This window comes from Chryseobacterium jejuense (genome assembly GCF_017877355.1).
In the GTDB taxonomy this organism is placed as follows: domain Bacteria; phylum Bacteroidota; class Bacteroidia; order Flavobacteriales; family Weeksellaceae; genus Chryseobacterium; species Chryseobacterium jejuense_A.
In genome coordinates this window covers 1-22313 of the sequence record NZ_JAGIPR010000002.1, presented here as the reverse complement: position 1 = coordinate 22313, position 22313 = coordinate 1, and the positions used below count along the sequence as shown (strand labels likewise).

Annotated in this window: 16 protein-coding genes; 2 read left to right on the top strand and 14 right to left on the bottom strand. The window is 35.7% G+C overall.

Translation table 11 applies throughout. The features are described 5' to 3' along the window. Positions 1-380: 380 nt before the first annotated feature. Positions 381-1127 carry a glycerophosphodiester phosphodiesterase gene (locus J2772_RS03845; RefSeq protein WP_209913507.1) on the bottom strand — a complete coding sequence of 249 codons (747 nt, stop codon included), beginning with the start codon at positions 1125-1127 and terminating at the stop codon, positions 381-383. Between the two features lie 166 nt (positions 1128-1293). Next, positions 1294-4389, bottom strand: a complete 3096-nt coding sequence (locus J2772_RS03840; RefSeq protein ID WP_209913505.1) for a TonB-dependent receptor — start codon at positions 4387-4389, stop codon at positions 1294-1296. A 240-nt stretch (positions 4390-4629) separates the two neighbouring features. Here J2772_RS03840 and ligA point away from each other — a divergent pair, with 240 nt between their 5' ends. Both ligA and J2772_RS03830 read left to right on the top strand, forming a co-directional pair. Beyond that, positions 4630-6636, top strand: a complete 2007-nt coding sequence (ligA, locus tag J2772_RS03835; RefSeq protein ID WP_209913503.1) for an NAD-dependent DNA ligase LigA — start codon at positions 4630-4632, stop codon at positions 6634-6636. 89 nt (positions 6637-6725) lie between these two features. After that, positions 6726-9191, top strand: coding sequence for a T9SS type A sorting domain-containing protein (locus tag J2772_RS03830; RefSeq protein WP_209913501.1), 2466 nt, complete (start codon positions 6726-6728; stop codon positions 9189-9191). A gap of 72 nt (positions 9192-9263) precedes the next feature. On the opposite strand, the gene J2772_RS03825 is transcribed toward J2772_RS03830, so the two are convergent. The 12 genes from J2772_RS03825 to J2772_RS03770 all read right to left on the bottom strand — a co-directional run bounded on the left by J2772_RS03825 (position 9264) and on the right by J2772_RS03770 (position 22040). Further along, positions 9264-9725: a hypothetical protein gene (locus J2772_RS03825; RefSeq protein ID WP_209913500.1), complete on the bottom strand. Its 462-nt coding sequence runs from the start codon at positions 9723-9725 to the stop codon at positions 9264-9266. A 54-nt stretch (positions 9726-9779) separates the two neighbouring features. Next, positions 9780-10064, bottom strand: coding sequence for a type II toxin-antitoxin system RelE/ParE family toxin (locus J2772_RS03820; RefSeq protein WP_209913499.1), 285 nt, complete (start codon positions 10062-10064; stop codon positions 9780-9782). Next, the gene (locus J2772_RS03815) at positions 10046-10285 is read right to left on the bottom strand and encodes a hypothetical protein (RefSeq protein ID WP_245365118.1); all 240 of its coding nucleotides are present in this window, start codon (positions 10283-10285) and stop codon (positions 10046-10048) included. Before J2772_RS03815 ends, J2772_RS03820 begins: the two co-directional genes overlap by 19 nt. Positions 10286-10377: 92 nt before the next feature. Further along, positions 10378-10638, bottom strand: a complete 261-nt coding sequence (locus tag J2772_RS03810; RefSeq protein ID WP_209913498.1) for a hypothetical protein — start codon at positions 10636-10638, stop codon at positions 10378-10380. An 11-nt stretch (positions 10639-10649) separates the two neighbouring features. Beyond that, complete coding sequence (locus tag J2772_RS03805) at positions 10650-11123, bottom strand: hypothetical protein (protein ID WP_209913497.1); 474 nt, start codon at positions 11121-11123, stop codon at positions 10650-10652. Between the two features lie 59 nt (positions 11124-11182). Continuing rightward, entirely contained in the window at positions 11183-12898 is a 1716-nt protein-coding gene (locus tag J2772_RS03800) for an ATP-binding protein (protein ID WP_209913496.1), read from the bottom strand. Positions 12899-12989: 91 nt separating this feature from the next. Then, positions 12990-14099, bottom strand: coding sequence for a sensor protein KdpD (locus J2772_RS03795; RefSeq protein WP_209913495.1), 1110 nt, complete (start codon positions 14097-14099; stop codon positions 12990-12992). Between the two features lie 316 nt (positions 14100-14415). Continuing rightward, positions 14416-15477: a porin gene (locus J2772_RS03790; protein ID WP_209915009.1), complete on the bottom strand. Its 1062-nt coding sequence runs from the start codon at positions 15475-15477 to the stop codon at positions 14416-14418. Positions 15478-15793: 316 nt separating this feature from the next. Next, positions 15794-16351: a K(+)-transporting ATPase subunit C gene (kdpC, locus tag J2772_RS03785; protein WP_209913494.1), complete on the bottom strand. Its 558-nt coding sequence runs from the start codon at positions 16349-16351 to the stop codon at positions 15794-15796. Between the two features lie 10 nt (positions 16352-16361). Then, the gene (gene kdpB / locus J2772_RS03780; RefSeq protein WP_209913493.1) at positions 16362-18401 is read right to left on the bottom strand and encodes a potassium-transporting ATPase subunit KdpB; all 2040 of its coding nucleotides are present in this window, start codon (positions 18399-18401) and stop codon (positions 16362-16364) included. Between the two features lie 180 nt (positions 18402-18581). Next, a complete protein-coding gene (gene kdpA / locus J2772_RS03775; protein ID WP_209913492.1) occupies positions 18582-20276 on the bottom strand; it encodes a potassium-transporting ATPase subunit KdpA in 1695 nt (564 codons plus the stop codon). 438 nt (positions 20277-20714) lie between these two features. Continuing rightward, on the bottom strand, positions 20715-22040 hold the full coding sequence (locus J2772_RS03770; protein WP_209913491.1) for a sigma-54-dependent transcriptional regulator: 1326 nt from the start codon (positions 22038-22040) through the stop codon (positions 20715-20717). Positions 22041-22313: the final 273 nt, after the last annotated feature.

The window sequence follows — 22313 nt, the reverse complement described above, 5'->3', positions numbered from 1 at the left end:
AGTATTCCTTAACAACATTAGATAAAACGCTAATTAACAGGTATTTAGAAAATTAAGAATTTTTAACACTATTTTCAGGTTCTATTTATTTATGTATCTTTATTGTCTTGCCCTGAGATAATAATAGAAAACCTAATGAAAATGCAGTTTCACTTAGCAAAGACTGAATAAGCTTCCTTAGCTGAACGAAGTGCTTTTCCGAACGGAAATAAGCGTAATGAAAATACATCTTTGTGCTCTCTGCGTTTACAAAAAACACTTATTTTTTTGCCATGAATACACAAAATATTATTGATCTGATTTCAGGTTTTTATAAAAACAAAAGCCTATCCTGAAAAGGACAGACTTTTGGAAAATTATTGGTTGTTATTTGCTTAGTGTTATTTATTTTTCAACTGCTCAGGAATGTTTGTGGTCACAAAACCAATTCCTTGTTTTTTCAATTCATCATATACAGCAACGTCATTTACCGTCCATGAATTGGTGATAAGCCTCAAAGCTTTCGCTTCAGCAATCCAGGTTGGATTTTTCTGGAAAACACTGTAGTGATAATCCATACCATCCAATCCTTCTTTTTTGATCTGTTCTGGTGATAATTCTCCGTTCAGGTACTGTACTTTAAATGATGGTGCCAGTTTTTTGATCTCTTTACAGATATTCAGACTGAAAGAAATGAATTCACTTTGAGATTCCAGTTTCATATCCTTAATCATTTTAATTGTCTTCTCCGTAATCTCATTTTCAATCTCAGGAGTTTTAGCAGGTTTGATCTCTACGATCAGTTTCACGGAAGTATCTTTTTTCCCTTGTTTCAAATAATCTTTTAAAGTAGGAAATTTTTCTCCGTTTGATAATTTCAATGCTTCCAATTCTTTGAATGAGGTTTCAGAGATTTCCATTTTACCATGGTGTTCATCGTGGTTGATGACCAATACTCCGTCTTTCGTCATTCTCACGTCAAACTCGGAACCGTAAACTTTTAATTTCTGAGCATTTTCTAATGATTTAATAGAATTTTCCGTTGTAGGCGGCTGAGCCTGAAAATATCCTCTATGGGCAATGATCTGGGTTTGTGCTTTCATCAAAACTGTACTTAAAACTGCTAACCCTAAGATAAAATTTTTCATAATATAATTTAGATAATTAAAATAAAGTCCTGAAACTTTTGATAAAGGTAGTTAAATAGGACTTATTGAGAAATATAAAACCACAAAAGAAAGGTCTTAATGTCGTATTTTAAATACTAACCCTTTAAGAATCCTGTCTTTTGTGGCTACTAACTATAACTATTGATTAAAAACTGTATTTCGCTCCAATCTGAATTTGATACGGATTTCCTGAAAGAGGTGCTAAACCGTTACCACTCACATTCTTTGTATACTCAAACTGCTTGGTTACCGGATCGAATTTTTTGATTCGGTACATTGAGGTATTTCCATAGGATTCATTTACACCCCATTCTTTATTCAGTAGATTGGCTACGTTGAAGATATCTACGGAAAGTTCAAATGCTCCTACTTTATCAAATTTTATTTTCTTAGCTACACGTAAATCCCAAACTCCGTAGAATCCATTCTTACCACCATTACGTTCTGCAATTTTACCATTGTATTCCTTCACATAATCTTTCAATGCCTGTCCTACATTAGGATCATCAATAATAGACTGAGCTACATTCGGGAAGATATAAGCAAGATCATTGCTATCCACAAAGTCTCCGTTAATATTTCCTCCTGCTGTCATAGAGAAACGGGTTCCCCCGATTCCTGAATATCTGATACCCAATGTAAATCCTGCAATGGTAGGTGAGTTACCATAAATAACCACTTTATTACGGAACTGGTTATCAGAATACGTCATTCTCAAATCTCTCGGATCACCCTGAACCATTGTGGATAATGTTGCAGAATTGGCAACGTTTCCGTTATATGAAGTATTGTCTTTAATATCAGACCATGTATAACTTGCTGTAATTTCTCCATCTTTCCAATAACGGTAGCTGGTGTCTACTACAAACGAGAACTGGTTTACTTTACCATCGCTCACCAACTCCAGTACTCTTCCGAAGTTCTTATTGATTCTTCCCTCTTTCCAGTCGATTTTTGCACCGTTTATTGCTGAAGTAGGAACATACACTCCTCTTCCCCCTTCATTATCCAATGTAAAGAATGGGTTAGCTACCATGTTTCTGTCGTAGTAATAATAGTTATTTCTACCCAAAGCCATATAGGCTGCCAATCCTGCTCTGAATCTTTCATTAAAGAAGTGTGTATAAGAGATATTTGCTTTGTATACGATTGGAATTTTAGCATCTTTACCCGTATAGTTGATGGTTGGAACCTGATCTTTAGCTAACGTAGGAACTGAACCATAATTATTTCTATAATTGATGAAATCCGGTGTTAACCCAACAGCTGCAGGATCCACATCTACCGTAGCCAAATGTTTCCCATCGAACACCAGATTATTGATAATCATATAATTGTTGATATCTGAAGAGAATATCCCTGCTCCAAACTTCAGGAAGTCTTTATTTTGTTCGTTGATATTCCATTCAAACTGGAACCTTGGCTGGATAACGAAAGATTTAATCTTATTATCTGTTCTGATTCCCATTTCATCAAGCAGTTTCTGATTGAGTTCTGCTTTTGGATAACCGCTATAGTCTAATCTCAAACCAGCCATCAAATCTAATCCTTTAGCAATTTTAGTCTGGAATTGCCCATAAACACCGATATTCCAGATATTAGATCTTACAGAAGGATCGTCCATTAAAGGAACTTCTCTATAAAATCTATAAGGCTTAAGATTATCGAAATTATCAAGACTGCTTATCTTTTTATCCGGATCATCCTTGAAATGGAATCTTCCGTTTACTTCACTTCCGTAAACCGATTTTGAAGTGGTATACATTAAATCTGCACCGAAAGTATATTTTACTTTATCTGTATTGTAATATAGGTTATCTACAATCTGGAACACATTATTTCTGAAGCTTTCCTGAGCAAAACGATGCCCACCAATCTGAATATTTGTAGATCCTACACTAGATGCCACTCCTTCAACAATTGCTCTTGGTACAGGTTTACCCAATTCATTATTCTGATAACTATCCTGGAAAGTATACAGGTACTGAGCTTTCAATTCATTGGTTAAATTAGGCTTAAGGTTGGATCTTAAAGTTAATAATAAACTGTTGTCAAGGTTTTTATCATTCCCATAAGATTCAAAGAAATTGATACTGGTATTATCCCCTAATCCGTTTTTATTAAGATCATAAGTGAAGTTATTTCTTAACGTCAACAAATGCTTTTCATTAATCTGCCAGTCTAAACGTAAAAATGCAGCATCCGAGTTTCTCACTTTATCGAAACTTCCGAACTGCGGAGTGTTTCCTACTCCATACTTAGCTCTTGCAATATCTAAAAACTTATTAAGTGTTTCTGTTGTGGTATTAAATCTCTTTTCATCATCCTTGGACCTGATATCAGCAATAATCAAAGGTCTTGAATCCAGCTGGTGATCCCATGCCACGAAGAAGTGTAATTTATTTTTAATAATTGGCCCTCCCAAAGAGAATCCGAACTGAGAAGTAGAGAAATCATTCTGTCTTTTGTTTCCTCTGATGTCATAAGGACTGGAAAGCCAGTTGGCTCTTAAATATTCCCATGCACTTCCGGAAAATTTATTCGTACCGGATTTGGTAACGGCACTTACCGTTCCACCACCACTCCTTCCTAAGGTCACATCATATTGGTTGGTGGTAATTTTAAATTCACGTACCGCTTCAATTGAGATAGAGAAAGGCGCCCCGCTTCGGCTGGTAGTTGCTCCCGCAGAAGTTGGGTTTTTAGCCGTCATCCCATCAATGGTAAAGTTGGTAGAAGATCCCAGCTGCCCGGAAAGGTTTCCTCCTTTTCCACTTAAAGGTGATAGCTCCGTAAGATTGGTAAAGTTTCGTCCGTTTACCGGCAGGATCCCGATGTTCTTTGCAGAAATGGCTGTAGCAGCTCCCAGGTTACCAATTTTGTTTTTAAGATTTCCGGTAATTTTCACTTCTTCAATATGCTTTTCATTACCCAAATCCATGTTTACTGTTACCTGATCTCCGAAGTTTACATTGTAGCCTTCTCTTTTATCATCGTTTACAATCACCGTATATGGCCCTCCCAAAGGAATTTCTTTAAAGATATACTCTCCTTTTGAGTTCGTTTCCGTTTCCGTTCTGAATCCTGTAGATTCATTAATGATGGTCACTTTCACTTTTTCCTGAGCCGCACTTCCCGGCCCGGTTACTTTTCCTACGATGGAAGCCTGCGTAGTCTGTGCATATGCTATTGTTCCAAACCCTAAAAACAATAACCCCAATACAATCTTTACTTTTCTCATGTCTTCAAATTAGATGTGCAAAGGTATTTTTACTTTAAAAGCCTTCTGTTTACGGGAGCTTTAACATTTTTTTAATTAAACTGAAACGATATGTTAAATTACTTTAAACAATTGTTTTATTTTCTACTGAGTCAGTTGATTGAAGCATGTTACAGATTGTTAATTTTCCTGTAATATTTAATTCCGTTATTTTTTAAATGAAATTACTTTAGTTATTTTTGCTCAAAAGATATAAACCCGATGTCTGAAAACATTCAACAAAAAATAGAACAGCTCCGCAAAGAGCTGCACCAGCATAACGAAAACTATTATCTTCTGGATACTCCTACCATTGCAGATTATGAATTTGATATGTTACTGGAGGAACTTCAGGACCTTGAAGCCAAACACCCTGAGTTTTATGACGAAAACTCACCTACCATGCGTGTAGGTGGCGGTATTACAAAGGTATTCCCAACGATTCAGCATAAATTCAGAATGTATTCTCTGGATAACTCCTACGATTTTGATGATCTGGAAGATTGGGAAAAAAGAATTATCAAAACCATTGATGAACCTGTAGAATTTGTAGCCGAATTGAAGTATGACGGAGCTTCTATTTCTATTCTCTATGAAAACGGAAAGCTTACGCAGGCTGTAACCCGTGGTGATGGTTTTCAGGGAGACGAAATCACTCCGAATGTCCGTACTATTTCTGATATTCCGTTGAAGTTAAAAGGTGATTTTCCATCACAATTCTTCATGCGTGGTGAAATTTATTTAACGAGAAAGAATTTTGATAAGCTCAATAAACTGCGTGAAGAGGAAGGCCTGGATCCGTTCATGAATCCTAGAAATACAGCAAGTGGGAGCTTGAAAATGCAGGACAGTGCTGAGGTAAGAAAACGTGCACTTTCTTCTGTATTATACCAGTTTATTTCTGATGAAATTCCTGCGGAAAGCCACTGGGAATTGCTTCAAAAAGCACAGGAGTGGGGATTCAAGACTTCTCAGCAGGCAAAGCTTTGCAAAACAATGGAGGAGGTAAAGGAATTTATCACTTTCTGGGATACAGAGCGTCACAATCTTCCATTTGAAATTGATGGAATTGTATTAAAAGTGAATTCTTTACAACAGCAAAGACAACTTGGATATACAGCTAAATCTCCACGTTGGGCTATGGCTTACAAATTCAAGGCTGAAAAAGTGGAAACTGAACTTCAAAGTGTTTCTTACCAGGTGGGAAGAACCGGAGCGATTACTCCTGTGGCCAACTTAAAGCCTGTTTTATTGGCCGGAACCATTGTAAAAAGAGCTTCGCTGCATAATGAAGATATCATCAAAAAGCTTGACCTTCATGAAAATGATTTTGTGTATGTAGAAAAAGGTGGAGAAATTATTCCGAAGATTGTTGGGGTAAATACAGATAAGAGGACTGATGAAAGCAGGGAAATAGAATACATCAAACACTGTCCGGAATGTGGAACCGAGCTGGTAAAAATTGAAGACCAGGCCATTCATTTCTGCCCGAATGAACTTCACTGCCCACCACAGGTTGTGGGAAGAATGATTCATTATGTTTCAAGAAAGGCATTGAATATAGACAATCTGGGAAGTGAAACTATTGAACAGCTTTACAGAGAAAAACTGATTGAAAATCCTGCTGATTTCTATGCTTTAACTAAAGAACAGCTTCTTCCCCTGGAAAGAATGGCGGAAAAATCTGCTCAGAATATCATTACGGGAATTGAAAAATCCAAAGAAATTCCGTTTGAAAAAGTATTGTACGGAATTGGTATCAAGCATGTGGGAGAAACAGTTGCTAAAAAACTGGTAAAAAACTTCCCTACCATTGAGGAGTTGAAAAATGCTACTGTTGAAGAGCTTTGCCAGGTAGAAGATATTGGAGTTAAAATAGCAGTGAGCATTGAAGAGTTTTTCAAAAACACTGAAAACCTATTGATGATCGAGCGTCTGAAATCTTACGGAGTACAGCTTGAAAAAGGAGAAAGTACCAATGAAGTGTTATCTAATGTTTTAGAAGGAAAGACCTTCCTTTTCACCGGAAAATTGTCACTGTTTACCAGAGAAGCTGCTGAAGAAATGGTAGAGAAGCATGGCGGAAAGAACATTTCTGCGGTTTCAAAAAACCTTAACTATCTTGTGGTTGGAGAAAAAGCAGGAAGCAAGCTTAAAAAAGCTCAGGATATTGGAACGATTGAAATTCTGGATGAACAGCAGTTTTTGGATCTGATTGAGAAACAGTAAAAAAAACAAAACAATTATTAAATAAACTATTAAGATATTGTCTTAATGGTTTATTTTTGTTTAGTACTAAAACTTAAATAAACTAATACATGAAAAAACTCTACCTGATCATCTTTGTGATGATCTTTACTGTATTTCGGGCCCAAATTGTAAATATTCCCGATCCAAACTTCAAAGCAAAACTACTGGCAGCAGATGTTACTAATTCGATAGCATCCACAGATTCAGGTAATTTAAATATGAAAATTGATGTCAACAATAATGGCGAAATTGAAGTATCTGAAGCATTGGCAGTAGGAAGACTTAGACTTTATGGTGGAGATATATCAGACCTCACAGGAATAGCTGCTTTTGCTAATTTGGCAGTACTAGATATTGCAGGTAATACTTTAACCTCACTGGATTTAAGCTCTAACATTGAGCTATCTGATCTTAGTATTCAAGGGATTATACCATTAAGTACTTTGAATCTTACTAACTGTTCTCATATCAGGAGATTTTCTTGCGATAACACGGCTATAACATCATTAGATCTCCAGAACAAAGTCGATTTAAAGTATTTGTATATCTCAAATGCACCTTTAACAAATATCAATATTACCGGATCTACGAATATTATTGAATTGAGCATAGAAAATACTAAGCTTACCTCTTTTGATGGTTCAAACCTGTCTGACGTATTCGTTTTTTATGTCCGAAATAATCCTTTACTCTCCTCTATTAACTTCGCTAATTCAAACATACAGATTATAGATGTTAGTAAAAATAATTTATCTACGTTGAATATTCAGAATCAAAGTAAACTCCGTGTAGTATACTGTGAAAACAATCATTTAAGCAGTTTAAGCTTTCCCGGGTGTCCTGATATGAGAATGATCTACTGTGGTTATAATATGCTGACAAGTTTTAACCCTTCCATTTATCCTCTTTTGAGTACGCTAAACTGCAATAATAATTCAATTCAATCACTGGACTTTTCCCTAAATTCTGAACTTAATACTATAAACTGTAACTCAAATAATTTAAGTTTTCTTAATTTAAAAAATGGAAAAACCCAGCAAAACAACTCAATAGGTGTGGCCTTTAATCCTAATCTTGTCATCTGCTCAGACGACAGCGAGTTTTCTATGATACAAAATCTGGTAAGCAGCAGTTCTTATTTTTATTCTAATTATCAGGTAACTACATACTGTTCATTTACACCTGGAGGCAACTTTTATACTGTACAGGGAAATACCAAATATGACAGCAACAATAATGGCTGTGATATGAACGACCCCAATAAAGCAGCACAAAAATTTACGATTACAAACGGAACTACTTCAGGTAGTATTATCGGAAATAATTCCGGTAATTACTCAATCCCACTACAAACAGGAACTCACAGTATTACTCCTGTGATGGAAAATCCTTCATATTTTACTGTTAACCCACCTTCTGCAACGGTAGCATTCCCTGCTCAGAACAGCCCAGTAGCGCAAAACTTCTGCATTACAGCAAATGGTACACACCAGGATTTGGAAGTTATTATTATTCCTTTAATCAATGCGTCCCCAGGATTTGATACCAAGTATAAAATTGTTTACAAAAACAAAGGAACGGTTCCACAATCAGGTACCCTGGCATTTAATTATAATGATAGTGTAATGGATTATATGAATGCAACTCTGCCTACTTCTTCTCAATCTTCCGGAATATTGAACTGGAACTTCGCAAGTCTTCAACCTTTCGAAACTAAAGAAATTATTGTCACTGTAAAGCTAAACACTCCAACACAAACTCCGGCTTTAAATAGTGGTGATATTCTGCATTATACAGCACAAATCAATGGAGCAACAGATGAAACACCAACTGATAACAATTTCACCCTAAACCAAACCGTTGTCAATTCTTTTGATCCTAATGATAAAACGTGTCTTGAAGGAACTTCTATTGCAAAAACTCAGGTTGGAGACTACGTTCATTACTTAATCCGATTCGAAAATACAGGAACAGCTAATGCCAGAAATATTGTTGTAAAGGACGAAATAGATGCAACAAAATTTGATATTTCGTCTTTAGTTCCTTTGAATGGAAGCCATAGCTATGTTACAAGAGTAACAAATCCTAATATTATAGAATTCATTTTTGAAAATATTCAGCTACCTTTTGATGATGCCAATAATGACGGATATATAGCCTTCAAAATAAAAACAAAGTCTACTTTAGGTGTGGGTAACAGCTTCAGCAATACCGCCAAAATATACTTTGATTATAATGCTCCTATTGTTACCAATACCTATACAACATCCATTGCAAGTACTTTGGCTACTTCAGAGGTCAAAAATGATAAGAATACAATCAGTATTTATCCTAACCCGGTAAAAGATATATTGCATATCAAGTCCTCTAATGAAGTAACGAAAGCTGAAATTTATGATACAGCGGGAAGAGTTATTAACTCTATGGGTATAAAAGAAAATACAGTGAATGTTTCGGATCTTCCTAAAGGAAATTATCTGATTAAACTATTCTTAAAAGATAAAGTCTCTGTTCAGAAATTCATTAAAGATTAAACTTATAAAAACACCTATATAATAAAGGCTGCAAATAGTTTTCGCAGCCTTTTATATTTTAATAACTATATTTTATTTAAAAACAAGAATCGTATAAGGATTGTTGTCACCTGCTTTAGGGGTAATCAATCTAATCTGTTCTTTATTTTTAAAATAATCTACATAAGAATCTTTGGTGAGAGTCTTCCCTTTCTCAGTCTCTTTGTACCCAGAAGCCAGAATTATTTTAACATATTGATCGTATTCCTTTTTAGTTTTAAATTCATACTCAATTCTGTCATCGGATTTATCTTCGTATTCAAACTTTCCGATTTTAGATAGGTAATCGGGAGTTTCATATTCTGTTACCACGAAACCTAGCCCTTCTGTTTTATCATAAAAGCTGTAATTAAGGCTTTTCATTTCCTTTTTAAAATCAGCCATTCCTAATTTGTTGAATGCGGCAAACTGTTCTAAGGTAAAGGTTTGTGCATAAAGCTGACTGCTCAAGGTTATACAGAATAATATGGCTAATAAGCTTACTATTTTCTTCATCTTGTTAATTTGGTAACAAATATAATGTATAAATAATTAGAAAAAGTTTATGGCTTATTTATCATTTCTTCTGCCATCCCAAATAGAGAGAATGATTAATTCAACACCTGAAAATTCATAAAATATAAGATAATCTCTGACAATTTTAACCCTTACATTTTGGACATCAGTTTTTCGTTCAATAGTAGGATGTTCTGCCAATAATCCTACGTTATAAAGGATCAATTTATTTAATTTTAAGCTAAAAGTTTTAGATTTATTCCTAAGAATCCAATATTCAAGAATATCTTTCCGTTCTTCATTAGCCTTAAAAGTCCAGATTATTTTTCGCCTAGCCATTCTTCTATATCTTGATTGGCTTTTTCTTCGGGAAGATATGCTTTATTCTTATACTCTTCTCTTGCTTCTGCTACCCTTTCTTTTTGAGCTTCATTAAGAATATATTCGTTCTGATCTAATTCAAAATCTAAAAGTTTCTGAATTTCTTCAACGATTCTGGCTTCTTTTAATTGAGCAATACGATTGATTAAATCAAGTTTTAAGTCCGAAGTGTTCATCATAAATGAATTGATAATCAAATTTATAAAATTTTATTTAGCCTTTCTTACTATTTTCAAAATTTTCGTTATCAAACAAACTATAAGGCCTGATCCTACAATTCAACAGCTCCAGTAAAACCTTTACTTTCACATTCAACATGTCTGTTTGAATACTCTAATGCACCCCCTTTTAACTGAGGGAATACTGTTGAAGATACTTTGTCTATGACATTAGAATTTTCCTTGGGCTGCTGCATAATAACATAAATATATTCTGAAGTTTTAATGCCATAATGCCGCATATCGAATATAAAAAATAATGCAACCTCGTCAAATCGGATAGAAGCAGGCTTTCTTACTACACGATAAAACAATAATACTGAGTTTATGTTTGTTGATCCAAAGCTTTTTGGAATAGTAAAATCTGTTCTTTATTCAGACTATTCAAAGAAATTGTACGTTCTCCATTGAGCAAATGATCAGGATAATAGATGAGTTCAACGGAATCCCCGTTCAGATGAAACCTTCTGAGAAATGTTGGATTTTTTGTATTCTTTGCGTTAGATCTAAATTTCAGATTAATACAACCTCTCGGAACAATATAAAAACTTCGGGGAAACAGGAATATCGAGTTTTCATTCAGAAGAATATCAAAACTACACCATTGAAACCGTTTATTATAACGTAAAGTTCCTTTATTTACTGTAGTTATAGTTCCATATATTTTTTTTAATATCACAGCATCCGGTTGCCTATATTTTTCAATAATCTTATCTTTCTGTATAAAAAAGAACACTCCTGAAATAACAAAAAATAAAGGACCTGCTATAATAAAATAAAAAAAAGGATCTGTTGGCATTAAAAGTTTTTAATGGAAAAAAATAGAATATTTCCGGCTCAAATATATGACAATAATCCTTATGAAACCGGCAATCTGAAAAAGAAAGTACTTCCATTATTCAAAGCGCTGCTTACCCCAATTTCACCATTCTGTTTCTCAATAAAGTTCTTTGAAATAGCCAACCCAAGACCTGTTCCATTCTGATGTTCACCCGGAACCTGAAAATAACGGTCAAAGATCTGTCTGTGATATTTTTCATCAATTCCGCTTCCCGTATCAATGATATTAAACTGAATAAAATCCTCTACTCTTTCCACAAAGACTTTAATTTCTTCATCCTGAAAAGAATGTTTTACCGCATTGGTCAGAAAATTATTCATGACCCAGACTGTTTTGTCAAAATCTGCGGTTACAAAATCTGTATCTTCCAACTGATATTCTGTATGGATTGATATATTCTTCTGTTCTGACAATTTTTCAACATTTTTCACAGCTGTCTGTACAATTTCTTTAGGAGAACATTTTTCAATGGTCAGGCGGATATTCCCTGATTCCACCTGCGAAAGATTAAGAAGCTCACCAGTAATATCCAGTAAACGCTGACCGTCTTCATTAATGCTTTTCAACAATTCCTGCTGTTGTTCATTCAACTCACCGAATTTCTGATTCCCAAGTAGCTGAACGCCCATTTTTATAGCAGAAATCGGAGTTTTCAACTCATGGGAAATGGTTGCAATAAAATTAGTCTTGGCAAAATCCAGTTCTTTGAAAGGTGTAATATTTCGCAATAAAATTACTTTTCCAATATATTTCTTCTCCTTCTCCCCTGTTTTTACAATATTGATAGGAACAATATCCTGTTCAAAATAATTTTCTTTATTATCACGAACAATCTTAATAGGATCTTTTACCGGCTGATCGATATTTTTCAGCAGTTCCCGCATCAGGTCATTATTCACAGCAACTTCATGAGCCGTTTTTCCAATAATATCCTCTTTATGGAGATTGGTGATCTTTAAAGCTTCATCATTAATCATATAGATAAAATGATTTTCATCCAGACCAATTACAGCATCATGCATATTATTCACCAATGTTTCAATCCTTTTTTTCTCCATCAGTTGCTTGGAAAGGTTGCTGCTTTCGTATTCCTGAAGCTTTTCTGCCATCACATTAAAAGAGTCTGCCAAACTGTTGAATTCTTCACTTCCTTTAAAATGTACCCTTTCATTATAATTTTTATCTGCAATCTGCCTGATACTGAAGGTTAGCTGATTGATGGGCTCAGCAATGGTTTGAGGCAGGTTGAACAGTAAAATAAAAGCAATCAGAAAACAAACCGTTCCCAGACTGACAATCCAAAAAGTGGCATTTTCGGCTGTAATAATGGCGATATCGCTTTTGCGCTCAATCCCCTTCATGTTTAAAGACATGATTCTCGCAAGATCTTCCCGTATCAGCTTCTCTTTATGGGTTGTAGGTTCTTTTAAATAACTGTTGAAATGCAGATTCAGGTTCTGGGTAGCCTCTTTTTCACCAAACTCTGTAAGGTTTTTGTCCTGCAATTTATTGTTTTTCCTAAAGTCTGCTATGGCCACCACACTGTCTGTACTGATATGATCCAATGCCAGAAGCATATTCTTAGAAAACTCAAGGCTGTTATAATTCGCCGTAAGAATCTTTTCAGTATCAGATTTCAGTTTGTTAATATATACAGAACCTATTACTGAAAGCAGAACAATCAGTAAAAATAAAAGGCCTACGCCTAGGGTAAGTTTTGTTTTAAGTTTCATATGAAGATACTTATTGTTTTTTTAAAGACATATGCAATCGCGTCATCTTTATCTGTGTTTGTGTTTCCAAATCATTGCGATTTCATTACTCTTAAGATAAAATAATAATATCTACCTGTCTTTCATTCAGCCCGTTCATCAAAGTATAAATCCAGCTGTATCCGAACAGACGCTGCCAAAGCTTTGCATGAGGTTTTCCGATGCAGACTGTGGTGATGTTATGGGCTATCACATATTCAAGAATTCCGTTATGAACACTATTTTCCTTGATTCTGATAACCTTGGCTCCCAATTCCTGTGCTAAATTAAAATTATTAATCAAATACCGCTGCTTGTCCAGTGCTATTTTTTCAGGGGTTTCAGAAGGCTTCTGGATATAGAGGACCGTCCAAGGACTGTTGTAATAGCTTGCCAGTCTGGCTGTTTTCCTGATGATTGTCTTCGCAATCTTCTCATTACTGCTGATACAGGCCAGAAATTTGATGGGTTTAAAATTTTCGGTTTTAATTTCAGTTTCCACCTTTCTTTCCACGTGCGTCGCTACTTCTTTTAAAGCAAGCTCACGAAGCTGTAGAATATGGCCACTCTGGAAAAAATTGCTAAGTGCCGTCTGAATTTTATCTTTCTTATAGATTTTTCCTTCTTTGAGCCGGGTGAGCAGCTCATCGGCAGTAAGGTCAATATTCACTACTTCATCAGCAAGCGCTAAGATTTTATCTGGAACCCGCTCCGCAACTTCAACTCCTGTTATTTTCTTTACTTCTTCATTAAGGCTTTCAATATGCTGAATATTCATGGCACTAATGACATTGATCCCGTTATCCAGAATCTCGAGCACATCCTGCCATCTCTTTTTATTTTTGGACCCTTCCACATTGGTGTGAGCCAGTTCATCTACAAGTACCACTTCCGGATGTTCATTGATAATAGCCTGGAGGTCCATTTCCTCCAGGTTTTTACCTTTATAAAAGACTGATTTTCTTCCAATTTCCGGAATTCCTTCTGCCAAAGCTACCGTTTCTTCACGATCATGGGTTTCTATATAACCAATCTTTACATCAATGCCGTTTCGTAAAAGGGAATGGGCTTCCTGCAGCATTCGGAAAGTCTTCCCAACACCTGCGCTCATCCCAATATAGATTTTGAATTTCCCTTTTCGGGACTTTTGGATGAGTTCCAAAAAATGTTTTGCTGATGACATTGATTTTATTCTTTTTAGTTTTATTTTTTTAAACATTCTGTTAACCTTCGATTAGCCCTTTTGCAGGAAAAGTTTTCACTTTCAATCCAAAGGCTCAATATTATAGCACATTATTTTTTTAACACTTAAGTTATTATAAGTTACTACTACCTGCTTTATATGATATCACTTAAGTTATTGAAAATCTTCGATTTTCATCTTATGTGTACTTTTATCAATAACATTATCAGCTTACTCAGATGTTCTAAAGTGTTTCAAATAAAAACTTTTGTGACTTTTGTGGTTATTGAATTTTAATTTTCAAACAGGTTTTAGATTAAAACCACACGGCTAAACTTGTTGTAATGAAAAAGTTTCCTTTTCTAAAATCATCATTTTTCGCAAAAATGGCATCCTTAGAAGTAAATCCTCTTGCTTCAGTACGAAAAACAACATTTTTAAATACAGCATAATCTACGTTCAGTGAATATCCGAAGGTTTGAAAACCATTAGGACTTCCTGTACTGATAATCACTCCATTTTTATCGTTATAATATTCCAGTCTTCCGGCTAATGCCCATTTACTGTCAACCTGATATTTCATTTGTACATTCGGGCTGTACCAGATATTATACTGCTCACTTCCTTTGGTCTTCTGTTCTGCTCCGATATCAAATCCTAATAAAGCAGAAAACTGATCTGTTAACTGGAAACTTCCATACAAATCATGGAAATAACGCATTTTTTTGTCATCCTTAGCTTTATCATTTCCTATAAATGAACTGCTGTTCAAAGTTACTTTATCATTTGGTTTATACGTCACCTGATGCCCAAAAGAAATACTCTGATTTCCTTTCACTTTTGCAATGCGTTGCCAGCCATTCAGCACCAATCCGCTTACAAACCATTTTCCGTTGTCTGAAGTATAGGAGATCTTAGCTCCAGTTTCAAAATAAGGCGAATTTTCAGCAGCAAAACTTCTTGTCAGATTAATATTATCTTTTCCTATTGCACTTTCCCAACCAATATGGGAAGGCATGATCCCGGCATCAATCCATAAGTTTTTATTTTTGGATATTTTGATTCCTACATTCGCTTCATTAATATATCGTAAAGCCTCCTGTTCCGCAGCCATATTGTCCTGTGCGTAAGTTCCGCCCATTAATGCAAGGTTGGCTCTAATATTATCACTTTGATAATTGGCTTTTATAAGTCCCAGATTAAGATTTACCTCATTATGTCTGTTGTAAGAGTATAAAAAATTCTGGCGGAGATGATTTCCCGGCTCATTAAAATCATAAGTATAAAAGAGTTCCGCATAAGCCGAAAATGTAACTTTAGGCTCTGTTTTTAATGAGTCTGATGATTGTGCTTTTGAGAAAAACACCCCCAATAGCATTCCTATAATAGTAATTTTTTTCACGTTGATTTCAAATTGTCTGAGTACAGTACAGAAAGTATATTCCTCTGATAAAGTTAACCATTAAGAAAGAATTAAGACGTTAAGAAAAGGATTATAAGCGAATGATGAGTGGTAATATTTTGAAATTTTAGATTTTCTTACTTACACTTAATTCTTTCAATACTCTTAATGGTTCAATGTATCTAACAATATTTTATAAATTCTGCCGTACAATTATTTTAATTATTTAAGTTGATCTAACTAACCATGTCAAGGTTTAAAACCTTGACATGGTTGATTCAAGATTATTAGATTATTTTAATTGGTCTAAAGCAATATTAAGCTTTAAAACATTGATTTTTGAAGGTCCTAAAAGTCCTAAAAATGGCTTCTGAGTCTGATCTTTAATTAAGGTATTAATCTTCTCTACAGAAAGGTTTCTCATTTTGGCAATTCTTTTTGCCTGGTATAGAGCTCCTTCTTCCGAAATATCAGGATCCAATCCGCTTCCACTTGCCGTAACAAGCTCTACAGGCACTTTAACGCTTCCCATTTCAGGGTTCTGCAATTTTAATGTATCTATTCTTTTCTGTACGGTTTCCAGATATTCTTCATTACTTGGACCTTTATTGCTTCCCCCACTTCCTGCTGCATTATAGTTTACAGTGGATGGGCGGCCATGGAAATATTTTTCAGATTTAAATTCCTGTCCGATATTAGCATAGAATTTTTGTCCTTTATAATTAATGATCTCTGCATTTCCCTGAGTAGGCAATACTTTTGATCCGGCATATACAACGATCAGATAAATCCCTACAACTGCCAGCATTACCAAAGTTAATCTGAATGCTGAAACGATATGATTTTTCATTTTTTAAATTTTAATAGAATAAACTAATCAATACATCAATAATTTTGATTCCGATGAAAGGAACAATAACACCTCCCAAACCATAGATCAAAAGATTTCTTCTCAATAATGCACTCGCACCAATTGGCTTATACGCCACTCCTTTTAATGCTAATGGAATCAGGAAAGGAATAATCACTGCATTGAAAATAACCGCTGATAAAATGGCTGTTTCCGGACTGTGAAGATTCATGATATTTAACTTCTGCAATGACGGAATAAAAGTGATAAACAGGGCGGGAATAATAGCGAAATACTTTGCAACGTCATTCGCAATACTGAAAGTAGTCAAAGTTCCACGGGTCATCAGTAATTGTTTTCCAATCTCTACGATCTCAATCAGTTTGGTAGGGTCATTATCAAGATCTACCATATTACCTGCTTCCTTCGCAGCCTGAGTTCCGCTATTCATTGCAACACCCACATCAGCCTGAGCTAATGCCGGAGCATCATTCGTTCCGTCTCCCATCATCGCTACCAGTTTTCCTTCCTGCTGTTCCTTCTTGATATAGTTCATCTTATCTTCCGGTTTGGCTTCAGCAATAAAATCATCTACTCCTGCTTTTTCCGCAATAAATTTCGCTGTTAAAGGGTTATCTCCGGTTACCATTACCGTTTTCACGCCCATTTTTCTCAGTCTCTGGAAGCGCTCCTGGATACCTGTTTTAATAATATCCTGAAGTTCAATAACTCCCCATACTTTTTCATTGACGGACACTACCAAAGGAGTACCTCCGTTTTCAGAAATTTTGGTAACAGCATCCTGTGTTTCCTGTGGGAAAAGATTCCCGGCTTTTTCAGTCAGTTTTTTTATAGTGTCGTAAGCTCCTTTTCTGATTCTTGTCTCTTCAAAATCTATCCCTGAAGTTCTGGTTTCAGCAGTAAAGTCAATGTATGTTGGATTGGGAACCAACAGATCTTCTGATTTCAGCTGGCTCAATTCTATAATAGATTTTCCCTCCGGTGTTTCATCTGCTACCGAGCTCAGAGCGGAAGCTTTGATAAAGTCTTCAAGCTTAATTCCGTTTGCAGGATGAAATTGTGTTGCCTTACGGTTCCCGATAGTGATTGTTCCGGTTTTATCCAGTAGCAAAACATCAATATCACCTGCAGTTTCTACTGCTTTTCCACTTTTTGTGATAACGTTGGCCCTCAGTGCGCGGTCCATTCCCGCAATTCCAATTGCAGAAAGCAGTCCTCCAATGGTTGTCGGAATAAGACAGACGAAAAGAGAGATGAATGCCGCAATGGTAATCGGAGTCTGCGCATAGTCAGCAAAAGGCTTTAAGGTTAGGGTTACAATAATAAAAGTAAGGGTAAACCCTGCTAATAATATGGTTAATGCGATTTCGTTAGGTGTTTTCTGTCTTGAAGCTCCTTCTACAAGAGCAATCATTTTGTCCAAAAAGGACTCTCCGGGTTTCGTAGTTACTTTTACCTTAATTCTGTCTGAAAGTACTTTAGTTCCTCCTGTTACTGAGCTTTTATCTCCCCCCGCTTCGCGGATAACCGGTGCACTTTCTCCTGTAATGGCAGACTCATCAATGGTTGCCAATCCTTCAATGATTTCACCATCCATCGGAATCTGATCTCCGGCTTCACAAAGAAAAATATCTCCAAGCTTCATTTCTGCAGACATTTTTAAAGCAGTTTCTACCTGAAATCCGGGTTTGTTATCAATCACCAGTTTGGCAGGAGTTTCCTCACGGGTTTTTCTAAGCGTATCAGCCTGTGCCTTTCCTCTGGCTTCGGCAATGGCTTCTGCAAAATTGGCAAATAAGACGGTAAAAAATAAGATAATGAATACCAGGAAATTATATGAGAAACTTCCTTGGGTTTTATCACCAGTTAAGCTGAACATGCTTACTATAAACATGACCACTGTTCCGATCTCCACCAGAAACATCACTGGATTTTTAAACATAATTTTCGGATTCAGTTTCACGAAGGACTGCTTAATCGCTTCGTTTACCAAATCTCTTTGAAACAATGTTTGTGATTTATTTTTCATTTTTTTGAAAGAGTTTATATCATTATAAATCAATAATAACCATCAAGAGAAACCAAATTATAGGGTATAGGATTGGATAATATTATGTAGTGAACGTTTCGGTAAGTTTTAGATTAGTTCCCTAAACAATTCAGCTTCCTTAATGGTTGAATATTGATTTTAATTTTTAATGTTCACAATTTATTTAGAGAAATACTGTATCTGTTCCGCAATAGGCCCAAGAGTTAATGCAGGGAAGAATGATAATGCTGCAATAAGCAGAATAACTGCCAGCGTCATAAATCCGAATGTTGCCGTATCTGTCTTCAATGTTCCTGAGCTTTCAGGAATAAATTTTTTCTGAGCCAGTAATCCTGCGATGGCTATTGGTCCTATGATTGGGATAAACCTTGATAACAGCAGTACAATTCCTGTTGAAATATTCCACCAAGGTGTGTTATCTCCTAATCCTTCGAATCCTGATCCGTTATTGGCTGAGGAAGAAGTGAATTCATACAGCATTTCACTGAAACCATGGAATCCGGGGTTATTCAATGTTTTAGCTCCAAATTCAGGTAGATAGGCTGTTAAAGCTGTTCCCACAAGAATTAAGAATGGGTGGAACAAAGCAACAATCATCGCGATCTTCATTTCCTTGGCTTCAATCTTTTTCCCCATAAATTCAGGGGTTCTACCTACCATCAATCCACTGATGAATACAGCAAGAATAATAAAGATAAAGTAGTTCAGAATCCCTACTCCACAACCGCCGTAGAAACAATTAATCATCATTGCAAGAAGTTCATTCATCCCTGAAAGAGGCATCGTACTGTCATGCATAGAATTTACAGAACCTGTAGAAATCACCGTAGTAGCAATACTCCAGTATGCTGATGCAGCACTTCCGAAACGGATTTCTTTCCCTTCCATCGCTCCAATGCTGCTGTCTGCTCCCATTTTTGTAATCAAAGGATTTCCTCCTGTTTCATTAACAATATTAGGAACTGTAAGAGCTAAGAAACCGATCGTCATCACGGTAAATATTACCCATGATAATTTTCTTTTCTTTAAATAGAAACCTAACGCGAAAACCAATGCAAAAGGAATAATCATCTGAGTGACCATTTCCGTCATATTCGTTATATAATTAGGGTTTTCAAGAGGATGGGCTGAATTGGCTCCGAAGAAACCACCACCATTGGTCCCCAAATGTTTAATAGCAACAAAAGCAGCTACAGGACCTCTGGAAACGTCTATTTTTTGCCCTTCAAGGGTTGTAATATGATCTTTTCCTTCGAAAGTCATCGGACTTCCGTTGATAGAAAGGATTAAAGCCACCACTACACTGATCGGAAGTAAGATTCTAATCATTGACTTAGTGAAATAGTCATAGAAATTACCAAGCTCCGTAGCTGTTTTTTCTTTAAATGCTTTAAAAAGAACAGCCATAGCAGCCATTCCCGTTGCAGCCGTTACAAACTGTAAAAACATCAGATAAAGCTGGCTCAGGTAGCTTACTCCTGTTTCTCCTGAGTAATGCTGTAAATTACAGTTTACTAAAAATGAGATGGTTGTATTAAAAGCCAGATCCGGTGACATATTCGGGTTCCCATCCGGATTTAAAGGTAACCAGGCTTGAGTAAGCAAGAGGATAAACCCTATTATAAACCAAACCAGATTAATCGCCAGCATCGCATACATATTCTGCTTCCAGTTCATCTGGCGATTGGGATTAATTCCCGATATTTTATAAATTAACTTTTCAACCGGCTGAAAAACCGGATCTAAAAAGGTTTTCTTGTATCCATAAACATTAGCAATGTATTTACCTAAAAATATTCCGATAACTAATGTAATAGCAAACATGGCTATGATGCCTAAAATTTCTGTATTCATCGTCTTTTAAAATTTTTCAGGTTTCATTAAAACATAACAGATATACACAAAGGCAAGTATTGAAAGGAAAAATAAACTCCACATAATTTTATATTCTATCAAAAAATTCAACTGATTTATATAAAAGCCAGAACAATACTGCAAAGAGCAGAATTAAACTTATCAGCATCATATCTTTATTATTAGCGTTAAAAGAGTAAACAATACGTACGATACAATCAGCAAACTAAAAGTTGAATGCTCCCGTTTTTTAAACGTTTTTCTTGAAATTGTCATTTTTAAATATTTTATTCAGAGACTATATGCCAAAAAAAGATCCAATCTTGAAATAAACAAAATAACACATTGTAATACAATAAATTAACAACATTCCACAACCTGTATAAAAACAGAAAAGCCTATCAAAATGATAGGCTCTTTATTAAAATGATAAAAGACTTATTTCAGTCCGTATTCGTCGAGTTTGCGATATAGCGTAGCAATTCCTATTTCAAGGAGTCTGGCCGCTTCTGCCTTATTACCCTTCGTATATTGCAATACTTTTTGGATATGAATTTTTTCAAGCGATCTCATACTTAGAGAATCACTCTCCGGAACCGCCTTTTCTGAATAATGAGGAAGGCTTTCAGCATCCAAAATATTATCATTCATCAGGATCAGGCTGCGTTCTACAGCATTTCTCAGTTCTCTGATATTCCCTTTCCAGTCATTTTTCTCAAGCGCTTTATAATATTCTGGTAAAACCTGAATAGAAGACAGATGGAGTTTATTTGAGAATAAATCAACAAAATTCTTCGCCAGCAGTTTCAGATCCTCTTTTCTTTCTCTTAAAGCGGGAAGTGTAATTTCAAAAACATTCAGTCTGAAATAAAGGTCTTCTCTAAAATTCCCTTGCTTTATTTCCTCTTCCAGATTTCTATTGGTAGCCGCAATCAGTCTGAAATCAGATTTGGAAACTTTGGTTTCCCCCATTTTGATAAATTCTCTTGTTTCCAGTACCCTAAGCAGTTTTGCCTGAAGCTCTATAGGCATTTCACCAATCTCATCAAGAAATAAAGTTCCGCCATTAGCTTCTTCAATTAATCCTTTCTTATCTTTTATTGCGCCTGTAAAAGCACCTTGTTTATGACCGAAGAGTTCACTTTCCAGAATTTCTTTGCTAAAAGCAGAACAGTTAATCGCTACAAAAGTGTTTTTCTTACGTTCACTTCCTTCATGGATAGCATTCGCAAAAACCTCTTTTCCGGTTCCTGTTTCACCTGTTAAAAGTACCGCTGCATCAGTTAATGCCACTCTTTCTGCTAATTTTTTGGAGTGTAAAATCAATGGGGAATTACCAATAATTTGCCCAAATCCTTTTAAAACACTACTTGACTGAACTGTTCTTGTCCTGTTATCTTTTACTTTATCTAATGCTTTATAGACTAATGGAATAATCTTCTCATTATCATCCCCTTTTACCAGGTAATCATAGGCTCCATTTTTCATGGCCTGTACAGCATCGGTAATATTTCCGAATGCAGTCATCAGAATAATTTCTAAATGCGGATATTTGGTTTTAATAGACTTTACAAGATCTACACCGAATGCATCAGGAAGCCTGACATCGCTAAGCACAGCATCAAAGTCATACTGCTCCAACATCGTCATTGCAGAACGGGCAGTAGAAGCTTCTTTTACGTTAAAATTCTCTTGGGAAAGGATCATTCCTAATAACTTAAGGAGCTTGATCTCATCATCGATAATCAGAATGTTTCCTGACATTATAATTCTTTTTGGAAAACTGATACAAACTTATTGATTTTATTTGAGGAAAAGCCCTTTATCACGGAAATTAATTTCGAATATTGATTTCTTTTCAGGAGCTATATCCCGCTATCCACTCCTACTCCTCACGCCAAAGCGCTACCCTGAGCGAAGTCGAAGGGCCAACCTATGCTGCGGGGTAACCGTTACTATCGGGGCTAGAATGAAGTATGAATGATAAGTGATAATTGATGAATGATGGGTATTTGCCTGTTAATTTAGTGAAGGACC